We start from the raw sequence: 17,834 nt of genomic DNA on the forward strand, positions 1-17,834 counted from the left end.
ATGACGAAGTACTTCCGGGAAGCCGATTGGGAAACACGTGTCAGAGCAGGGGTCGCGCTAGACGTCAAAGTCCGATTTTCGGAGTGCGACCCGTACGGCCATATGAATAACACGATCCCGTTCATCTATTTCGAGGATGCACGGATCGAGTTGCTTGAAGCGACAGGGTTCTCGTTGAAAGAGGGGTTCGTCGTCGTGGCGGACGCCCAGTGCGACTATGTCCGCCAGGTGATGCCGCGCCAATCGATCAAGGTGTATGCCAATGTCTTGACGGTCGGAAACACTTCATGTGATATTCATTACGGGGCATATGATGGAGAACAGCTCATGTTCGCGGGGCGTACGAGCCTCGTGCACTTGTCGAAATCCGGTCGTCCGACCGAATGGACTCCAGAATATAAAAATCGCTTGCAGAATTTTTGCGAATCCGCTATCATTTGATAATGAGTTCACAAACAATTATTCTGCAGGTTCACCTGTAGAATTGAAATTTGAAGGGAGACTATCACGTCATGGAAAAAACGTTCACAGTCGTTGCAGATTCAGGAATTCACGCTCGTCCAGCTACACAGTTGGTTAACACAGCTTCTAAGTTCCAATCAGATATCAACCTTGAGTACAACGGTAAAACAGTAAACCTCAAGTCGATCATGGGTGTTCTTTCACTCGGAATCGCAAAAGATTCTACAATCAAAATCACTGCAGCTGGTGACGATGCAGAAGAAGCGGTTAACACGCTTTCTGACATGCTCACAAGCGAAGGTCTTGCTCAGTAATTGAGCGACGGACGAGGCGGCCAATCGGCTACCTCGTCTTTTTTGTTTGTCACGAGACCGTTTCTTTTTCAGAATCGGCTTTTTTGGTAAGATAGATGGGAATGGAAGTGATGATTATGAAACGAGCGATTGGAGTACTCGATTCAGGAGTTGGCGGCTTGACGGTGGTCAAAGAACTGATGCGCCAACTACCGAAAGAAGAAATAATCTATATCGGCGACACGGAACGGTGCCCGTATGGCCCGCGCCCGCACGATGAGATTGAAGCCTATACGTGGGAACTGATTGAGTTCCTGTTAAGCAAGAACGTGAAGATGATCGTCATCGCCTGCAACACGGCGACAGCGGTCGTCTTGAAAGAGGCGCGCAAACGCCTCAACATCCCGGTCATCGGTGTCATCGATCCGGGTGCCCGCGCGGCCGTCAAAGGGACGCGCAATAAACATATCGGCGTCATCGGCACGAAGATGACGATTGAGAGCAACTCGTACGAGACGGCACTCCGGCACGTGGCCGGCGAGATCGATGTGTATTCGCTCGCCTGTCCGCCGTTCGTACCGCTCGTCGAAGCCGGTGAACTTGACGGGGAACGTGTCCGCGCCATCGTCGCTGAGACGATCCGCCCGCTCCAGTCTTCCGAGATGGATACGCTCATCCTCGGGTGCACGCATTATCCGCTGCTCGCTCCGGTCATTCAAGACGTCGTCGGACCGGACGTTCATTTGATTTCATCTGGTGACGAGACGGCGCTCGAAGTGGCGGCCATCCTTGATTTCAAAGAGCTTGAGAACGACCTCGACACGGTCCCGGCGCATCAGTTTTATGCGACGGGGGACGTCGTCATCTTTGACCGACTCGCGACAGAGTGGCTCGGTCAGCCCGTGAGAGCGGAGAAAGTAGAGGTGTCCGGTGTCGATGCGTAACGAACGAAACCATGACGAGCTCCGGCCCGTCGAAATCGTTCCCCATGTAAACAAGCATGCGGAAGGATCGATCCTCATCTCGATCGGGGACACGAAAGTCATCTGTACGGCGACCGTCGAAGAACGTGTCCCGAACTTCTTGCGCGGCAAGAAGCAAGGTTGGATTAACGCCGAGTATGCCATGCTCCCACGCGCGACCGGCAACCGTACGGTCCGTGAATCGGTCCGAGGGAAACAGTCGGGCCGTACGATGGAGATTCAGCGTTTGATTTCCCGCTCGCTCCGCTCGGTCGTCGATTTGGAACGACTCGGTGAACGGACGATTTGGATTGACTGTGACGTCATCCAAGCGGACGGTGGTACGCGCACGGCCTCGATTACGGGCGGCTTCTGTGCCCTCGTCCTCGCGGTCGATGCGCTCATCCGTCAAGGCAAGCTTGACGACACGCCGATTAAAGAAGGCGTCGCGGCCATCTCGGTCGGACGGACCGACGAATTGCTCCTTGACTTGAACTACGAAGAAGACGCCGCGGCCGAGGTCGACATGAACGTCGTCATGACGGCGAGCGGACGCTTCGTCGAAGTGCAAGGGACAGGGGAAGAAGCAACGTTCACGTTGCTCGAGATGAACGAGATGCTCCACATGGCCCAGAGCGGGATCGAGACGTTATTCAAAGCGGCCGAAGACGCGCTCGGCGCCTCGTGGTGGTATGTCGGGGAACAATTGGAGGAGACAACATGAAACTCATCGTCGCAACACGCAATAAAGGAAAAGTCGTCGAAATCGAAGGGATGCTCACGCCGCTCGGCTTCGAGGTCGAATCGTTGCTTGACTATCCGGACGCACCTGAGACGGACGAGACGGGCACGACGTTCGAAGCGAACGCCGAGCTGAAGGCGACGGAGGCGGCCCGCTACTTCGGCCATGCTGTCCTCGCTGACGACTCGGGGCTCGAAGTCGACGCGCTCGACGGGGCACCGGGTGTCCATTCGGCCCGCTTCGCCGGACCTGAAAAATCGGATGAGGCGAACAACGCCCTCTTGCTCGAGAAGTTGAACGGGGCGACCAACCGGACGGCACGCTTTATTTGTGCCCTCTGTTTGGCCAAACCGTCCGGGGAGACGTTGACGGTACGCGGAACGATCGAAGGGACGATCGGCTATGCGCCGCACGGGGAGAACGGTTTCGGTTATGACCCGCTCTTCATCGTCCCGTCGCTCCATAAGACGGCAGCAGAACTTGAACGCGACGAAAAGGCGGCGGTCAGTCACCGCGGTCAAGCACTACGAAAGTTAGAGGCAGAAATCATTCCGTTCATGAAAGGGTGACCCGTATGCGTTTTCTCGTAGTCAGTGACAGTCACGGATTGACAGAAGAACTATCGATCATCTTTAATCGGCACGAACAAGAAATCGACGACGCGTATCATTGTGGTGACTCGCAACTCGCGCTCGTCGACGAGCACCTGCTCCCGTACCACACCGTGCGCGGCAATTGCGACTTCGGTGGCGACTTGCCGCTCGAGCGAATCGAGGAGACGGCTGAAGGCACGATTCTCATCGTCCACGGCCATCACCACGACGTGAAGTACGACTTGAACCGGTTGCGTTATCGGGCCGAAGAGGTCGGGGCGAACGTCGTCTTGTTCGGCCATTCGCACGTCGCCGGAGCGTTGATTGAGGACGGGGTGCTCTATGTGAACCCGGGCTCGATTCGGATGCCGCGCGGACGGAGTGACAAAACGTATGTACTGATGGATCTCGAAAACGGGCAGGCCACGGTCCGCTTTTATCGGTCTGAGGACGGTTCAGCCGTCGAGGATCTCGATGTGAGCGGAAAGCTGTGACGGAATGAAAAGAAGGAATTGACAGCAAACCATTTTTCTATTATAGTTTTCTTGTCAATGTCCCAATAGCTCAGCTGGATAGAGCAACGCCCTTCAAGACAAATAGGAGCCTTTATAGGGAAACAGCAACCTATAGAGTGGACGACACTATATCGGTGAAGCCTTAACAGATCATGCTGATGGTAATACCGAGGAAACTTATTTCCTTTCGAGGACAAGGTGGTTCGAAGGACTAAAGGTCATCCTTTAGAGGTAGAGCCATTGAAGGAGCAGTTTGCTCGTGAGGTTCCGTAGAGACTACACGTGTCGCACCTGAAATGGTGAAGATATAGTCCAGACTACAAACAACACACGTTGGTGGCGAAAGCCATGGTGGTAAGCTAAGGCGTCGGTCGGGGGTTCGAATCCCTCTTGGGACACTTCCATTTAAAATAGAGATAGCCTCCACGGAGGTTGTCTCTTTTTTCGTTTTTCGGGGTATTGATTGACAACGAATCGATTCCTAACGGAAGATGGAGATGAATGGAAAGGGTGTGGAGAGATGGCAAAAGAGAAAGCGTACCCGTTTCCTGGGAACTGGTCGCGGCTTCAGAAGATGATTCAAGAGGCGGACACGGCCGGAGAACGGCAACGGGTCGAACCGATTCTGTGGGATTGGTATGAGGCAGTGCCCGGTGATCCCTTTGTTTTCATGGAACTATTCCAATGTCTGATGGAACGTCCGGAAGAACCGGAGACGCTTGAGAAACTCGAAGAACTCGTCACGACTCAGATGACGGTCGCAGAAGAACCTGCAGCCGGCGGGCTTCAAATCGCCCAGTATTACATCATGCGTGACCAACCGTTCGAGGCGGCCCATTGGATCAATCTCTATCTCGAATGGCAAGAGAAGACCGATCACGTCAACACACAAGCGCATCAAGTACTGCAAGTGTTGAAGTTGACCGAGTTCCCGGCCGCGATTGCCAAAGTGAAGCGAATCCTTCATCGAGGCGGAATCGGCGAACAGATCGAGACGCTTGAACACGTCCATTTCAATATCGACGATGTCCTCGACAACGTCTTGAAAGAGCTCCTCGTCGCGGAACGTCCAAAGTTGATGAAGTTGATCGTGCTCCAAAAAGCGTTCGACGAGTTGCCGGTCATCGAATGGACCGATCTCGGGACACGGCACCGATTGACGCAAGACGAGGCGACCGTGCATACGCAAGCGTGGGAAGCGATGACCAATCAATTGCAGCGGGTCGTGTACGGTGACGAGATTGCGACACAACTGCTTATGAATTACATGTACACGCACTACCCGTTCACACCGCGAGAAGCGTCTGACGTGGAGGCGGCACTCGGACAGGCGAAAACGGCCATCTTGCAACACGAGGAAACTGACGGCTTGGCAGCGGAAATCCTCGAGGCGGACATGCGTTTCACCGAGGCGTTTCTAGACTAAATCCTTGTGTGCAGTCGCCGGATTTATGCTATAATACGGATTGTTGTACATTCTTGTACGTATAAACGAATTGTTGGAGGGACTTAGCATGACAGCAAAATGGGAAAAAACATCAGGTAGCCAAGGCGTACTCACGTACGAAGCACCTGCAGAAGCTTTTGATAAAGCAGTCGACGCCGCATTCAAAGATGTCGTCAAAACTTTGAACGTGCCTGGCTTCCGTAAAGGGAAATTGCCACGCCCAATGTTCAACAAAATGTACGGAGAAGAAGCACTCTATCAAGATGCGCTCGATATCCTCTACCGTGACACAGTTCAAGGTGCGGTCGAGGAAGCTGGTTTCGAACCAATCGCTCTCGAAAACATCGATGTAGACGGCACGCTCGAAAAAGGCAAACCTGTAACGTTCAAAGTAACGTTCGTCGTTGAGCCAGAAGCTGAGCTTGGCGAATACAAAGGTCTCGAGTACGAAGCTGTTGAAACAACAGTCACTGACGAAGAAGTTGCAGCTGAACTTGACGCGCTTCAACAGCAAGGCGCAGAGCTTGCTGTCAAAGAAGGCGCAATCGAAAACGGCGATACAGCTGTCTTTGATTTCGCAGGTTTCGCTGACGGAGAGCAATTCGAAGGCGGCACGGCTGAAAACTACACGCTCGAAATCGGTTCAGGCCAATTCATCCCTGGATTCGAAGAGCAAATGGTCGGCTTGACGGCTGGCGAAGAAAAAGACGTTGAAGTAACATTCCCTGAAGAGTACCACGCTGATAACTTGGCGGGTAAACCAGCGACATTCAAAGTCAAACTTCACGAAGTCAAAGCGAAGCAAGTTCCTGAGCTCGACGACGAGTTCGCAAAAGACATCGACGAGTCAGTTTCATCACTCGACGAGTTGAAAGCGAAAATCCGTGAGCGTTTAGAAACTGCGAAGAAACAAGAAGCGGAAGGCACAATGCGCGACCAACTCGTCGAGCAAGCAACAGCTAACGCAACAATCGACGTACCTGCAGTACTCGTTGACCAAGAAGTAGATCGCATGGTTCAAGAGTTCGGCACACGTGTTTCTTCACAAGGAATCGACCTCGACATGTACTTCCAGCTTACTGGAACGACTGAAGAAGCGATGCGCGAAGAGATGAAAGAGCAAGCTGAAGAGCGCGTTAAAGCTCGTCTCGTCTTGAAAGCAATCGCTGAGAAAGAAGCGATCGAAGTGTCTGACGAAGATGCTGAGAAAGAACTCGAAGAAATGTCTAAACTTTACAACATCGCACCGGATCAACTCCGCACGATGCTCGCGCCACAAGGCGGAATCGAGACACTTAAAGGTGACCTCAAATTCCGTAAAGCGATCGACGTTCTCGTTGAAAACGGGAAAGCGAAGTAATCGGATGACAGAAGGACGGCTGCCTAGCAGTCGTCCTTTTTTTCGTCACGACACTTTGCATGTGTTTATCTTTGATGAAGTGATTTGTTCATGCTACAATTATTGCAACGCAGAGATGTAAATGTCTTTTCACGGTGCATGCGCACCTGGGAATACAAATAGGCGATTTATCGCACTTACATCCATTTTCATTTAGAAGGGGTGTACCGAATGTTCAAATTTAACGAGGAAAAGGGGCAACTCAAGTGCTCGTTTTGCGGAAAATCGCAAGAACAAGTCCGTAAATTAGTCGCCGGTCCTGGCGTATACATTTGTGACGAATGTATCGAACTTTGCAATGAAATCGTTGAGGAAGAGCTCGGTGTGGAGGAAGAAGTTGAATTTAAAGACATTCCAAAACCACAAGAGATTCGTAACATCCTAGACGATTATGTCATTGGTCAAGACCGCGCCAAACGTGCGCTTTCAGTAGCTGTCTATAACCACTATAAACGCATCAACGCCGGTGGCCGTTCTGATGATGTCGAACTTTCGAAGTCGAACATCGTCATGATTGGACCAACGGGTAGCGGTAAGACGCTTCTCGCTCAGACGATGGCTCGCGTCTTGAACGTCCCGTTCGCAATCGCGGACGCGACGAGCTTGACGGAAGCCGGTTACGTCGGGGAAGACGTCGAGAACATCTTGCTCAAGTTGATTCAATCGGCTGACTATGATGTCGAGAAGGCTGAAAAAGGGATTATCTACATCGATGAAATCGATAAGATTGCCCGTAAGTCGGAAAACCCATCGATCACGCGTGACGTATCGGGTGAAGGCGTTCAGCAGGCACTTCTTAAAATTTTGGAAGGTACGGTCGCAAGCGTGCCGCCGCAAGGTGGACGTAAGCATCCGCATCAAGAGTTCATCCAAATCGATACGACGAACATCTTGTTCATCGTCGGCGGCGCGTTCGCTGGCATCGAAGCGGTCGTCAAACGCCGCATCGGGAAGAAAGTCATCGGATTTGGGAACGACCAAGAAAACCGCGAGTTGACGCAAGAAGACTTGCTCGCCCGCGCGCTTCCGGAAGACCTTCAGAAGTTCGGATTGATTCCGGAATTCATCGGTCGTTTACCGGTCATGGCGACGCTCACGACGCTTGACGAAGAAGCACTCGTCGAGATCTTGACGAAGCCGAAGAACGCCCTCGTTCGTCAGTACGAGAAAATGCTCGAACTCGACGATGTCGAACTCTCGTTCACAGACGAGGCGTTGGTTGAAATCGCCAAACTTGCGATCAAACGTAAGACAGGCGCACGCGGTCTCCGCTCGATTATCGAAGAAATGATGCTCGATGTGATGTTCACTGTCCCATCGCGCGACGATATCGAGAAAGTCATCATCACGGATGAAACGATTACGGGTCTTGCCGGTCCGAAATACGTACTTCGCGATGGTACTGTCGAACAGACAGGCGACAATAAAGAGACAGCATAATTTTGAACGAAAAAGGCTCAAACACTCGGCACATCCGAGTTTTGGGCCTTTTTGCACAGGAGGCGTTGTAATGGAACAATTACCAATCCTTCCTTTGCGTGGAGTCGTGGTGTATCCGCTCATCGGAGTGACAATCGACGTGGGGCGTCCGCTCTCCCTACGAGCACTCCTTGCCGCAAAGGAACACGAGACAGATTTGATTGTTGTGACACAAAAAGAGACGGGGAAAGAATCACCTGAACCGGAAGACTTGTACGCGATCGGGACACGCGTCCATATCGCCAAGATGAGCGAGCTGTCGAACGAGACAGTCCGCGTCCGCTTGGTCGGGAAAGAACGCGTCAAGATCAACTCGATTGAAGAGACGAAGGAAGGCTGGTTCGCAGACGTCGAGCCACTTGAACTCGTCGAAGGGGAAGAAGTCGAGCGGACGGCACTCGTGCGCTTATTGAAAGAACAGTTCGGAAAACTCGTCGGGTCCATCAAAGGATTGTCACCGGACGAGCGTCGTCGTTTCGAGATGTATGAACGGCTCGAGTCGTTGACCGACTATATCGCTTCGAAGCTCGACGTCGACGTCGACATCCGCCAAGCGATGCTCGAAGAACCGGACGCCGTCAAACGCGGCTTAGAGCTGCTCGAGATTATGACGCACGAGGTCGAGATCATCGAGCTCGAGCAAGAGTTGCGCGAACGGACGAAGAAGACGATCGAACAGGCACAAAAAGAGTACTATTTGCGCGAACAGATGAAGACGATTCAGCAAGAGCTCGGCGACCAGTCGCAAGAGTCTGAACCGAACCGTCTCCGTGAGAAACTCGAGGCGCTCGATTTGCCTGAGACGACACGGAAGAACGTCATGCGCGAAGCCGAGCGGTTGAACGTCGTCCCGGCGACGTCACCCGAGTATGCCGTCATCCGCAACTATCTCGACTGGATCGCCTCGCTCCCGTGGGGCATCGAGACGGAAGATAAACTCGACGTCAAACATGCGGCCGATGTGTTAGATGACGACCACTACGGGCTCGAGTCGGTGAAAGACCGAATCCTCGAGTACTTGGCGGTCCGTCAATTGACGAACTCGCTCCGTGGACCGATTCTTTGTCTCGCCGGACCTCCAGGGGTCGGGAAGACGTCACTCGCCCGCTCGATCGCGTCGGCGCTCGAACGTCACTTCGTCCGTGTCTCGCTAGGCGGAGTGCGTGACGAGGCCGAGATTCGTGGGCACCGTCGCACATACATCGGTGCGATGCCAGGCCGCATCATCCGTGGTTTGAAACAGGCCGAGAGCAAGAACCCGGTGTTCTTGCTCGACGAGATCGACAAGATGGCGTCCGATTTCCGGGGTGATCCGGCGTCGGCCATGCTCGAAGTGCTCGACCCGGAACAGAACGTCTCGTTCTCGGACCACTATATCGAGGAACCGTTCGACTTATCGAACGTGCTCTTCATCGCGACGGCGAACGACGTCTCGCAAATTCCGGCGCCGCTCCTTGACCGGATGGAACTCATCCAAATCGGCGGCTACACGGAACTCGAGAAAGTCGAGATCGCCAAGCGTCACTTGGTACCGAAACAGTATAAAGAGCACGGCTTGAAGAAGAGCCAGCTCACGATTAAAGAGGACGCACTTTACGAAGTCGTTCGCCGTTACACGCGTGAGGCCGGTGTCCGGAACTTGGAACGCGTCATCGGTTCACTTTGCCGGAAAGCGGCGAAGCAAATTGCCATCGGCGAGAAGAAACGCGTCACCGTCTCATTGAAGAGCCTCGGCGACTACCTCGGGAAACCGAAGTACCGCTACGGCAAAGGGGAGACGGAAGACTCGATCGGTGCTGTCACCGGACTCGCTTACACGGCGTTCGGGGGCGACACGCTCACGATTGAAGTTGCACTCGCACCTGGTAAAGGCAAGCTCCAGTTGACGGGGAAACTCGGTGACGTCATGCAAGAGTCGGCGCAGACGGCGTATAGCTACGTCCGTTCAAACGCGGAACGGTTCGGGATTGACCCGACGTTCTACGAGCGCCAAGACGTGCATATCCACGTGCCGGAAGGTGCCGTCCCGAAAGACGGTCCGTCGGCGGGGATTACAATCGCGACGGCGCTCATCTCGGCGTTGACCGGCAAGAAAGTCCGCCGTGACATCGGGATGACCGGGGAAATCACGCTCCGCGGCCGCGTCCTGCCAATCGGTGGATTGAAAGAGAAAGCGCTCGCCGCACACCGAGCCGGCTTGACGACCATCGTCATTCCGAAAGACAATGAGCGTGACATCGATGACATTCAAGACACCGTCCGTGAGAAACTGACGTTCGTCCCGGTCACGACGCTCGATCAAGTATTAGAAGTAGCATTTGGAGGAAATTAAATAATGAAAATCACTAAAGCAGAATTTGTCACGAGTGCCGTCGCACCTGACCATTACCCGATTCATGAGTTACCGGAAGTCGCACTCGCCGGACGTTCGAACGTCGGGAAGTCATCGTTCATCAACAAGATTTGTCAGCGCAAAGCACTCGCACGGACGTCTTCGAAGCCAGGGAAGACGCAGACGCTGAACTTCTTCAACATCAACGATGAAATCATGTTCGTCGACGTGCCGGGCTATGGCTACGCGAAAGTCTCAAAGACGGAGCGGGAGAAGTGGGGCATCATGATGGAGCAATATTTGACGTCACAGAGCGCGCTTCGCGGCGTCGTCCTGTTGGTCGATATCCGTCATGAGCCGTCAAGTGACGACGTGACGATGTACAACTTCTTGAAGCATTACGAGATTCCGGTCATCGTCGTGGCAACGAAGCTCGATAAAATCAAAAAAGCGCAGCGTCAAAAACATGAAGCGGCCGTCAAACGCAAGCTTCAATTTGAATCGACTGACCGATTCGTCGCGTTCTCGGCGGAGACGGCAGAAGGCAAAGACGAAGCGTGGAAAGCGATTTACGATTTATTGACACGCGAAGAAGATTGACCGAAGACGAGGGCAACCCCTCGTCTTTTTTGTTTTCAGGGTTACGAGAGCGGGTAATTATCGTATAATTGTCCTAATTACATAAGACAAGAGAATAGAGAACGAGGTGGAAAGATGCAAATCATGTTTCAGAACAAATGGTACCGCTTTTTATTTTGGACGCTGACGATTTTCTTGGTCATCTGGGTCGGGACGGAGATTTCATTCGTATTCGAACCAATCCAAGTCATTTTGGCGCTCGTCACGGTACCGCTCATCATTGCCGGACTTTTTTATTATTTCTTAGTGGGGATTGTCGATTTCTTAGAAAAACGGATGGACGGCAAACGGCCGCTCGCCGTCGGGATTACGCTAGGTGGACTCGTGTTGATTTTTACGCTCGTCTTCAGCATCCTTGGCCCAGTACTCGCGGAGCAGGTGACGTCACTCGTTAACGCGATGCCGAGCATTGCCAAGGAATTGCAGGTACAGGCGTTCGCCGTTCGTGACTCGCTCATGCAAAATGAGTTCTTGTCACGCTTCATCGCCGAGAATGACGATATGTTCACCGACTTCACGAACAACGTGACGTCGTATCTCGGAGACGTCTTCGGGAATGTCGCGTCATCGTTCGGTCGTCTTGTCGGCTTCATCACGTCGGCCGTCATCACAATCGTCGTCATTCCATTCATGCTTTTGTATATGTTACTTGACGGGAAACGTCTTCCGGACTCAATCGTGAAGTTGTTGCCGTCGAGCTATGAGCGTGAGACACGCAACATTTTGCATGACATGCATACGACGGTTAAAAACTACGTCCATGCCCAGTTGATCGTGGCGTTCTTCGTCGGAATCACGTCGCTCATCGGATTATGGATTATCGGACTCGACTATGCCATCCTACTCGCGCTCTTCATGATGGTGACGAACATCATCCCGTACGTCGGACCGTTCCTCGGTGCGGCACCGGCCGTTGTCGTCGCTTTCATCCAAGATCCGATTAAAGTACTTTGGGTCATCGTCGTCATCATCATCGTCCAACAGATCGAATCGAACGTCATCTCGCCGCTCATCCAAGGCAAGTCACTCAAGGTGCACCCGCTGACGATCATCATCGTCTTGCTCGTCGCCGGGAACTTGGCCGGGATTATCGGGATGCTCATCGCGGTTCCGTTCTACGCGGTGGCGAAAGTCGTCGTTCAAAATATCGTTCGCATTTACAAGCTGAGGGAACGGAAACATTACCTCGAAGCGGAGGAAGAAGAAAAGACTCAAGAGAGTACAATCATCACCGATCCATCCTCTTTAAAATGAGGAATCAAGTAGAAATGGTCTCTATGTCCGTTTCTACTTTTTTTTGTCACAAAAAGTTCTTAAATTATTTCACAAAAATCGAACAGAAGATTATAGTTCCTAAATAAAAATTGTTATAATGTACGGTAGAGATGTAAAAAAGAAGAGACAACCGTCGGTGGATTTTGGATGAGGGGAAGAGGTACATGCATATTGTCGTCGTTGGACTAAATAACAAGACAGCCCCTGTCGCGATTCGGGAGCAGTTCTCGTTTGGGGAGCAAGAAATCGTGGATGCGATGATTGCACTTCGCGAAGAGAAAAGCATATTTGAATCGGTTATTTTGTCGACTTGTAACCGAACAGAGCTATATGTCGTCACAGACCAGCTCCATACGGGTCGTTATTATACAAAACGGTTTTTAGCGAACTGGTTTGATTTAGAGATGGACCAATTCACCCCTTATTTATCGATTCGTGAAGGAGAAGAGGCAATTCGCCACTTGTTCCGCGTCACGTCTGGACTCGATTCGATGATCATTGGGGAAACACAGATTTTAGGACAAGTGAAATCGAGCTTCTTCCGCGCCCAAGAGAACGGGACGACGGGAACAGTGTTCAACAAACTGTTCAAAGAAGCCGTGACGCTCGCCAAACGCGCCCATACTGACACGCAAATTGGGGAAATGTCGGTATCGGTCAGCGCGGCAGCAGTCACGCTCGCCCAGGAAATGTATTCGTCGCTCGATGACAAACAAGTCGTCGTCGTCGGTGCGGGTGAGACAGGCGAGTTGACGACGCTCAACTTGTTCGAGGCCGGTGCGAAACAGATTGCCGTCTTTAACCGGACCGAGAGCAAAGCGAAAGCGGTCGCCGACAAGTTCAAAGGCCGGGCCCACTCAATCCGTGAGATTGCTTGCGGCTTGCTTGACGCCGATATTTTAATTAGCTCGACCGGTGCGAAAGAAGCGGTCATCGCCTATGATGATGTCGCCGCAGCTCAACTGCTCCGCCGGGAACGTCCACTGTTGTTAATCGACATTGCCGTGCCGCGAGATATCGATCCAGCGGTCCGGGCGCTTCCGGGCGTCCACTTGTTCGATGTGGATGACTTGAACGGCATCGTCAATAAAAACTTGGCGGCCCGTCTCATTGAAGCCGAAAAGATTGAAATCAAAATCGATGAGGCGATTCAAGAGTTCCAAACGTGGCTCATCACGCTCGGTGTCGTGCCGATCATGAATGAATTGCGCGCCCGTGCGCTCAACATTCAAGAAGAGACGATGGAAAGCCTCGAGCGCAAGCTCGATCATCTGTCGGACCGCGATAAAAAAGTCATCGGCAAGCATATGAAGTCAATCATCAACCAGATGCTTCGTGAACCGATTGATTACATCAAAGACGCCGCCGCTCAACCGGATGCGAACACACGCATCAATCAGTTCGTGGAGACGTTCGGTCTAGATGTCGACGTCCCTGACGCCGAACCGGAAACGGAAGAAGCCGAAGCGATGTCAGCGAAAGCACCACTTCGCGCCTTGATGCGCTAATACAAAACAAAAAAAGGCGGCGGATCTCGTCGCCTTTTTCTATGAAGGGGATAACCGATCATGCGTAAAATTATCGTCGGCTCACGCCGCTCACAACTTGCGATGACACAGACGAAATGGGTCATCGATCAATTGAAGAAAGCCGGAGCTCAAAACGAGTTCGAAATCAAAGAAATCGTGACGAAAGGGGACCAAATCGTCGACGTGCAACTCTCGAAAGTCGGAGGCAAAGGGTTGTTCGTCAAAGAGATTCAGCAACAGATGCTCGCCGGGGACATCGATTTCGCGGTCCACAGCATGAAAGACGTCCCGGCCGAGTTGCCGGAAGAGCTCTATATCAGCTGCATGCCGAAACGCGTCGACGCCCGTGATGTGCTCATTTGCGAGAACGGCTACACGCTCGAAACGCTCCCGGAAGGTGCCGTCATCGGGACGAGCTCACTGCGCCGTGGTGCCCAAATGCTCGCCGCCCGCCCGGACTTCGACATTCAATGGATTCGCGGGAACATCGACACGCGCCTCAAAAAACTCGAGACAGAAAACTTCAACGCCATCTTGCTCGCCAAAGCCGGGCTCGAACGCATGGGTTGGACGGACCGCGTCGACTTCGAAGCGCTTGACGCCGACATGATGGTCCCGGCCGTCGGACAAGGTGTGCTTGCCATCGAAAGCCGGAAGGACGACGCTGAAGTGACGGCAATTCTACAATTGCTCCATGACGATGTGACGGCGAAAGCCGCAACGGCCGAGCGGACGTTCCTCAAGGCAATCGAAGGCAGCTGCCACGTGCCGGTCGGCGGTTATGCGACGGTCGATGGCGACAACGTGACGCTCACAGGCCTCATCGCCTCGGTCGACGGTAAAGAAGTGCTCCGCGTGACGAAGACGTCGTCAGACGCGGTCGCACTAGGGAAAGACGTAGCAGACGATTTGCTCGGACGCGGCGGGCGCGAAATTCTCGCCTCGGTCAATGCGTGACGTCTGGTACACAGGGACAAAACGACTGACCGCTTCGCAGCGAGCCCGGCTCACCGCGAGCGGTCTTTCCGTTCATCACGTCCCGCTCATCGAGACTAGATTGACGTACAACCAGATGCCAATCAGCCGATTCGATTGGCTCGTCGTGACGAGCCAGACGGCGGTACCGGCACTCCGTGACGTCCCGCGTGACGTCAAAGTCGCGGCCGTCGGCGAGAAAACGAAACAAGCACTCGAGACCGTCGGATTCACTGTCGCGCTCATGCCGGAGACGTTTACGGGCGAGGCGTTGTTCCATGACCTTGCAACTGTCGTAAAAGCAGACGAGGTCGTCTTGTTCGCCCGGGGCGACTTGGCGAACACGGCGCATATGACGCAACTCGAAAACATCTACGACTGGGTCGTCTATGAGACGATCGGGCGTGAACTGACAGAGACGGAAGTCGAGGCGCTCGAAGGAATCGAGGCGCTCCTCGTGCTCAGCCCGTCCGCCGTCCGGGCGCTCACGCCATATCTCGATCATTTCCACGGGACGTGGTACGCCATCGGTGAAGTGACCGAGCGCGCCGTCCGGGAAGTGTCGACGTTACCGGTCCGAGTGCCTGAGTGTTATACTATGGATGCATTAATACAGTGTATAGGGGAGGATTTTTCATGAACCAGTTTGACCGTCATCGTCGTCTTCGTTCATCGAAGTCAATGCGTGCACTCGTACGTGAAAATCATGTTCGGAAAGAAGATTTGATTTACCCGCTCTTCATCATCGAAGGGACAGACATTAAACGCGAAGTCAGCTCGATGCCGGGCGTCTTCAACTTCTCGCTCGACCGTCTCGAAGACGAAATCAACGAGATTGTCGACCTCGGTATTCAATCGGTGCTCTTGTTCGGCGTGCCGGAACATAAAGACCCGGAAGGTACGGAAGCGTATCATGACCACGGCATCGTCCAAGAAGCGATCCGTAAAGTGAAAGCGTGGGCACCACAGCTCACGGTCATCGCGGACACATGCCTCTGCGAATATACGTCGACGGGCCACTGCGGCATCGTGAAGAACGGTGACGTCGATAACGACGCGTCGCTACCACTTCACGTCCAGACGGCGATCACGCAAGCACAAGCAGGCGCTGATATCATCGCGCCGAGCTCGATGATGGACGGCTTCGTCGCCGCGATCCGTGAAGGACTCGACCAAAACGGTTTCAACCATATCCCAATCATGAGTTACGGCGTCAAGTACGCATCGGCGTACTACGGACCGTTCCGTGACGCAGCGCAATCGGCACCTGGTGAAGGTGACCGCAAAGGCTATCAGATGGACCCGGCCAACCGCCGTGAAGCGTTCCGTGAATCACAATCGGACGTCGAGCAAGGCGCCGATTTCATGATCGTCAAACCAGCGCTCGCGTTCATGGACATCATCCGTGACATGCGCGACTCGCTCGATATGCCGATCGTGGCGTATAACGTGAGCGGAGAGTACGCCATGGTCAAAGCGGCTGCTTTGAACGACTGGGTCGACGAGCAACGCATCGTCATGGAGACGATGGTCGGCTTCAAACGGGCCGGTGCGGACCTCATCGTCACATATTTCGCAAAAGACGTCTGTCGCTATTTGGAAGGAGACTACGCATGACCTACAAACAAACACGCTCAGAAGCGGCGTTCGAACAAGCACGTCCGCTCATGCCGGGCGGGGTGAACAGCCCGGTCCGTGCCTATAAATCAGTCGGCATGACGCCAATCTTCGCTGAACGCGGTGAAGGCTCACGCGTCTACGATATCGATGGCAACGAATATATCGATTACGTCCTCTCATGGGGACCACTCATCCTCGGCCACCGCGACCCTGTCGTCACGAAGGCGATTCAAGAGCAAGCTGAGAAAGGCTGGACGTTCGGGACACCGACTGAGCTTGAGACAAAAATGGCCGAGCTCGTCATCGAGCGCGTCCCATCGATCGAGATGGTGCGCATGGTCAACTCGGGTACGGAAGCGACGATGGCGGCACTCCGCCTCGCACGCGGCTACACGGGCAAGACGAAAATCTTGAAGTTCGAAGGCTGCTATCACGGTCACGGCGACTCGCTCCTCATCAAGGCCGGTTCGGGTGTCGCGACACTCGGTCTCCCGGACTCACCGGGCGTACCGAAAGACTTGGCGAGCCAGACGCTCACGGTGCCATATAACGATTTGGATGCTCTCCGCATCGCCTTCGAGAAGTTCGGCGACGATATCGCTGGTGTCATCGTCGAACCGGCGGCCGGCAACATGGGCTTCGTGCCACCGCAACCTGGCTTCCTCGAAGGACTCCGCGAGATCACGGAACAGTACGGCGCGCTCCTCATCTTTGACGAGGTCATGACCGGATTCCGGGTCGGCTATAACTGTGCCCAGGGCTACTTCGGCGTGACGCCGGATTTGACGTGCCTCGGGAAAGTCATCGGCGGCGGCCTTCCGGTCGGTGCCTATGGCGGGAAACGCGAGATTATGGAACAAATCGCGCCACAAGGACCGATTTACCAGGCAGGGACGCTCTCAGGGAACCCGCTCGCGATGATTGCCGGCTACACGACGTTGTCGCAACTCAAGCCTGAGCACTACGCCGAGTTCGAACGCAAAGCGGACCGTCTTGCCGAAGGCTATACGAAAGCAGCCGAGAAGTATAACATCCCGCACGACACGAACCGGGCCGGATCGATGTTCGGATTCTTCTTCACGAACGAGAAAGTGACGAACTTCGAGAAGGCGAAGACGGCGAACCTCGACTTGTTCCGTGCTTACTATCAGAAGATGGCGGCGCGCGGCGTGTTCTTGCCACCGTCACAGTTCGAAGGATTGTTCCTCTCGACCGTTCACACGGACGAAGATATCGACTTGACGCTCGCAGCGGTCGACGCGACATTCAAAGAGCTGCAACAAGAGTTTTCATTGTAATCTTGACGGAAACAGCTTCTGTCGCTACAATTGTTTAACAGATACGAACAAAAGCTACGATGAGGAATAGTACGCAATCAACATCCTTTTTCAGAGACGCGGCCGCTTGGTGCGAGGCCGCGAAGGATGGTGCGGAAGTCGCCTCGGAGCTGACCTTTTGAACGAAGTAGGAAGGTCCGGTCCATCGACCGTTATTCGATTTTGAGGGCGCCACATGTGGCGAACTAAGGTGGTACCGCGGAAGATACGGCTTCTTTCGTCCTTAGCGTTAAGG

17 protein-coding genes and 1 other annotated feature are annotated in these 17,834 nt (G+C 53.5%); all 17 genes read left to right on the top strand.

The features are described 5' to 3' along the window. The 17 genes from M467_RS24605 to hemL all read left to right on the top strand — a co-directional run bounded on the left by M467_RS24605 (position 1) and on the right by hemL (position 17,560). A complete protein-coding gene (locus M467_RS24605; RefSeq protein ID WP_021066837.1) occupies positions 1–441 on the top strand; it encodes an acyl-CoA thioesterase in 441 nt (146 codons plus the stop codon). Between the two features lie 71 nt (positions 442–512). Further along, the gene (locus M467_RS24610; protein WP_021066838.1) at positions 513–776 is read left to right on the top strand and encodes a phosphocarrier protein HPr; all 264 of its coding nucleotides are present in this window, start codon (positions 513–515) and stop codon (positions 774–776) included. A 116-nt stretch (positions 777–892) separates the two neighbouring features. Beyond that, positions 893–1,699: a glutamate racemase gene (gene racE, locus M467_RS24615; RefSeq protein WP_031200117.1), complete on the top strand. Its 807-nt coding sequence runs from the start codon at positions 893–895 to the stop codon at positions 1,697–1,699. Further along, positions 1,692–2,441, top strand: a complete 750-nt coding sequence (gene rph, locus M467_RS24620; RefSeq protein ID WP_021066840.1) for a ribonuclease PH — start codon at positions 1,692–1,694, stop codon at positions 2,439–2,441. Before racE ends, rph begins: the two co-directional genes overlap by 8 nt. After that, positions 2,438–3,028: an XTP/dITP diphosphatase gene (locus M467_RS24625; protein ID WP_021066841.1), complete on the top strand. Its 591-nt coding sequence runs from the start codon at positions 2,438–2,440 to the stop codon at positions 3,026–3,028. The genes rph and M467_RS24625 overlap by 4 nt, the downstream gene beginning before the upstream one ends. 5 nt (positions 3,029–3,033) lie before the next feature. Then, on the top strand, positions 3,034–3,546 hold the full coding sequence (locus M467_RS24630; RefSeq protein ID WP_021066842.1) for a metallophosphoesterase family protein: 513 nt from the start codon (positions 3,034–3,036) through the stop codon (positions 3,544–3,546). A 541-nt stretch (positions 3,547–4,087) separates the two neighbouring features. Further along, positions 4,088–4,993 carry a hypothetical protein gene (locus M467_RS24635; protein ID WP_021066843.1) on the top strand — a complete coding sequence of 302 codons (906 nt, stop codon included), beginning with the start codon at positions 4,088–4,090 and terminating at the stop codon, positions 4,991–4,993. Between the two features lie 88 nt (positions 4,994–5,081). Then, positions 5,082–6,374, top strand: a complete 1,293-nt coding sequence (gene tig, locus M467_RS24640; RefSeq protein WP_021066844.1) for a trigger factor — start codon at positions 5,082–5,084, stop codon at positions 6,372–6,374. A 210-nt stretch (positions 6,375–6,584) separates the two neighbouring features. After that, positions 6,585–7,853, top strand: a complete 1,269-nt coding sequence (clpX, locus tag M467_RS24645; RefSeq protein ID WP_021066845.1) for an ATP-dependent protease ATP-binding subunit ClpX — start codon at positions 6,585–6,587, stop codon at positions 7,851–7,853. A 70-nt stretch (positions 7,854–7,923) separates the two neighbouring features. Beyond that, positions 7,924–10,224 carry an endopeptidase La gene (gene lon / locus M467_RS24650; RefSeq protein WP_021066846.1) on the top strand — a complete coding sequence of 767 codons (2,301 nt, stop codon included), beginning with the start codon at positions 7,924–7,926 and terminating at the stop codon, positions 10,222–10,224. A 3-nt stretch (positions 10,225–10,227) separates the two neighbouring features. Continuing rightward, complete coding sequence (yihA, locus tag M467_RS24655) at positions 10,228–10,824, top strand: ribosome biogenesis GTP-binding protein YihA/YsxC (protein WP_021066847.1); 597 nt, start codon at positions 10,228–10,230, stop codon at positions 10,822–10,824. Positions 10,825–10,938: 114 nt separating this feature from the next. Further along, a complete protein-coding gene (locus M467_RS24660) occupies positions 10,939–12,117 on the top strand; it encodes an AI-2E family transporter (protein ID WP_021066848.1) in 1,179 nt (392 codons plus the stop codon). Between the two features lie 185 nt (positions 12,118–12,302). Further along, a complete protein-coding gene (hemA, locus tag M467_RS24665) occupies positions 12,303–13,646 on the top strand; it encodes a glutamyl-tRNA reductase (RefSeq protein ID WP_021066849.1) in 1,344 nt (447 codons plus the stop codon). Between the two features lie 60 nt (positions 13,647–13,706). After that, positions 13,707–14,624 (top strand): hydroxymethylbilane synthase, encoded by a 918-nt coding sequence (gene hemC, locus M467_RS24670; protein WP_021066850.1) that lies wholly within the window; start codon positions 13,707–13,709, stop codon positions 14,622–14,624. Beyond that, on the top strand, positions 14,617–15,282 hold the full coding sequence (locus tag M467_RS24675) for a uroporphyrinogen-III synthase (protein ID WP_021066851.1): 666 nt from the start codon (positions 14,617–14,619) through the stop codon (positions 15,280–15,282). Before hemC ends, M467_RS24675 begins: the two co-directional genes overlap by 8 nt. Continuing rightward, positions 15,279–16,259 (top strand): porphobilinogen synthase, encoded by a 981-nt coding sequence (hemB, locus tag M467_RS24680; RefSeq protein ID WP_021066852.1) that lies wholly within the window; start codon positions 15,279–15,281, stop codon positions 16,257–16,259. The genes M467_RS24675 and hemB overlap by 4 nt, the downstream gene beginning before the upstream one ends. Beyond that, the gene (gene hemL / locus M467_RS24685) at positions 16,256–17,560 is read left to right on the top strand and encodes a glutamate-1-semialdehyde 2,1-aminomutase (RefSeq protein WP_021066853.1); all 1,305 of its coding nucleotides are present in this window, start codon (positions 16,256–16,258) and stop codon (positions 17,558–17,560) included. The genes hemB and hemL overlap by 4 nt, the downstream gene beginning before the upstream one ends. Positions 17,561–17,607: 47 nt before the next feature. Further along, positions 17,608–17,827, top strand: a binding site (T-box leader). Positions 17,828–17,834 lie beyond the last annotated feature (7 nt).

The sequence above is a fragment of the Exiguobacterium chiriqhucha RW-2 genome (assembly GCF_000416965.1).
GTDB classification, from domain to species: domain Bacteria; phylum Bacillota; class Bacilli; order Exiguobacteriales; family Exiguobacteriaceae; genus Exiguobacterium; species Exiguobacterium chiriqhucha.

Excerpts from the sequence above, each read along its gene's own strand:
- hemL (WP_021066853.1), top strand. The coding sequence starts at position 16,256 with ATGACCTACAAACAAACACGCTCAGAAGCGGCGTTCGAACAAGCACGT.
- yihA (WP_021066847.1), top strand. The coding sequence starts at position 10,228 with ATGAAAATCACTAAAGCAGAATTTGTCACGAGTGCCGTCGCACCTGAC.
- hemC (WP_021066850.1), top strand. The coding sequence starts at position 13,707 with ATGCGTAAAATTATCGTCGGCTCACGCCGCTCACAACTTGCGATGACA.
- M467_RS24675 (WP_021066851.1), top strand. The coding sequence starts at position 14,617 with ATGCGTGACGTCTGGTACACAGGGACAAAACGACTGACCGCTTCGCAG.
- clpX (WP_021066845.1), top strand. The coding sequence starts at position 6,585 with ATGTTCAAATTTAACGAGGAAAAGGGGCAACTCAAGTGCTCGTTTTGC.
- lon (WP_021066846.1), top strand. The coding sequence starts at position 7,924 with ATGGAACAATTACCAATCCTTCCTTTGCGTGGAGTCGTGGTGTATCCG.
- M467_RS24660 (WP_021066848.1), top strand. The coding sequence starts at position 10,939 with ATGCAAATCATGTTTCAGAACAAATGGTACCGCTTTTTATTTTGGACG.
- M467_RS24625 (WP_021066841.1), top strand. The coding sequence starts at position 2,438 with ATGAAACTCATCGTCGCAACACGCAATAAAGGAAAAGTCGTCGAAATC.
- racE (WP_031200117.1), top strand. The coding sequence starts at position 893 with ATGAAACGAGCGATTGGAGTACTCGATTCAGGAGTTGGCGGCTTGACG.
- M467_RS24610 (WP_021066838.1), top strand. The coding sequence starts at position 513 with ATGGAAAAAACGTTCACAGTCGTTGCAGATTCAGGAATTCACGCTCGT.
- M467_RS24630 (WP_021066842.1), top strand. The coding sequence starts at position 3,034 with ATGCGTTTTCTCGTAGTCAGTGACAGTCACGGATTGACAGAAGAACTA.
- hemA (WP_021066849.1), top strand. The coding sequence starts at position 12,303 with ATGCATATTGTCGTCGTTGGACTAAATAACAAGACAGCCCCTGTCGCG.
- hemB (WP_021066852.1), top strand. The coding sequence starts at position 15,279 with ATGAACCAGTTTGACCGTCATCGTCGTCTTCGTTCATCGAAGTCAATG.
- tig (WP_021066844.1), top strand. The coding sequence starts at position 5,082 with ATGACAGCAAAATGGGAAAAAACATCAGGTAGCCAAGGCGTACTCACG.
- M467_RS24605 (WP_021066837.1), top strand. The coding sequence starts at position 1 with ATGACGAAGTACTTCCGGGAAGCCGATTGGGAAACACGTGTCAGAGCA.
- M467_RS24635 (WP_021066843.1), top strand. The coding sequence starts at position 4,088 with ATGGCAAAAGAGAAAGCGTACCCGTTTCCTGGGAACTGGTCGCGGCTT.
- rph (WP_021066840.1), top strand. The coding sequence starts at position 1,692 with ATGCGTAACGAACGAAACCATGACGAGCTCCGGCCCGTCGAAATCGTT.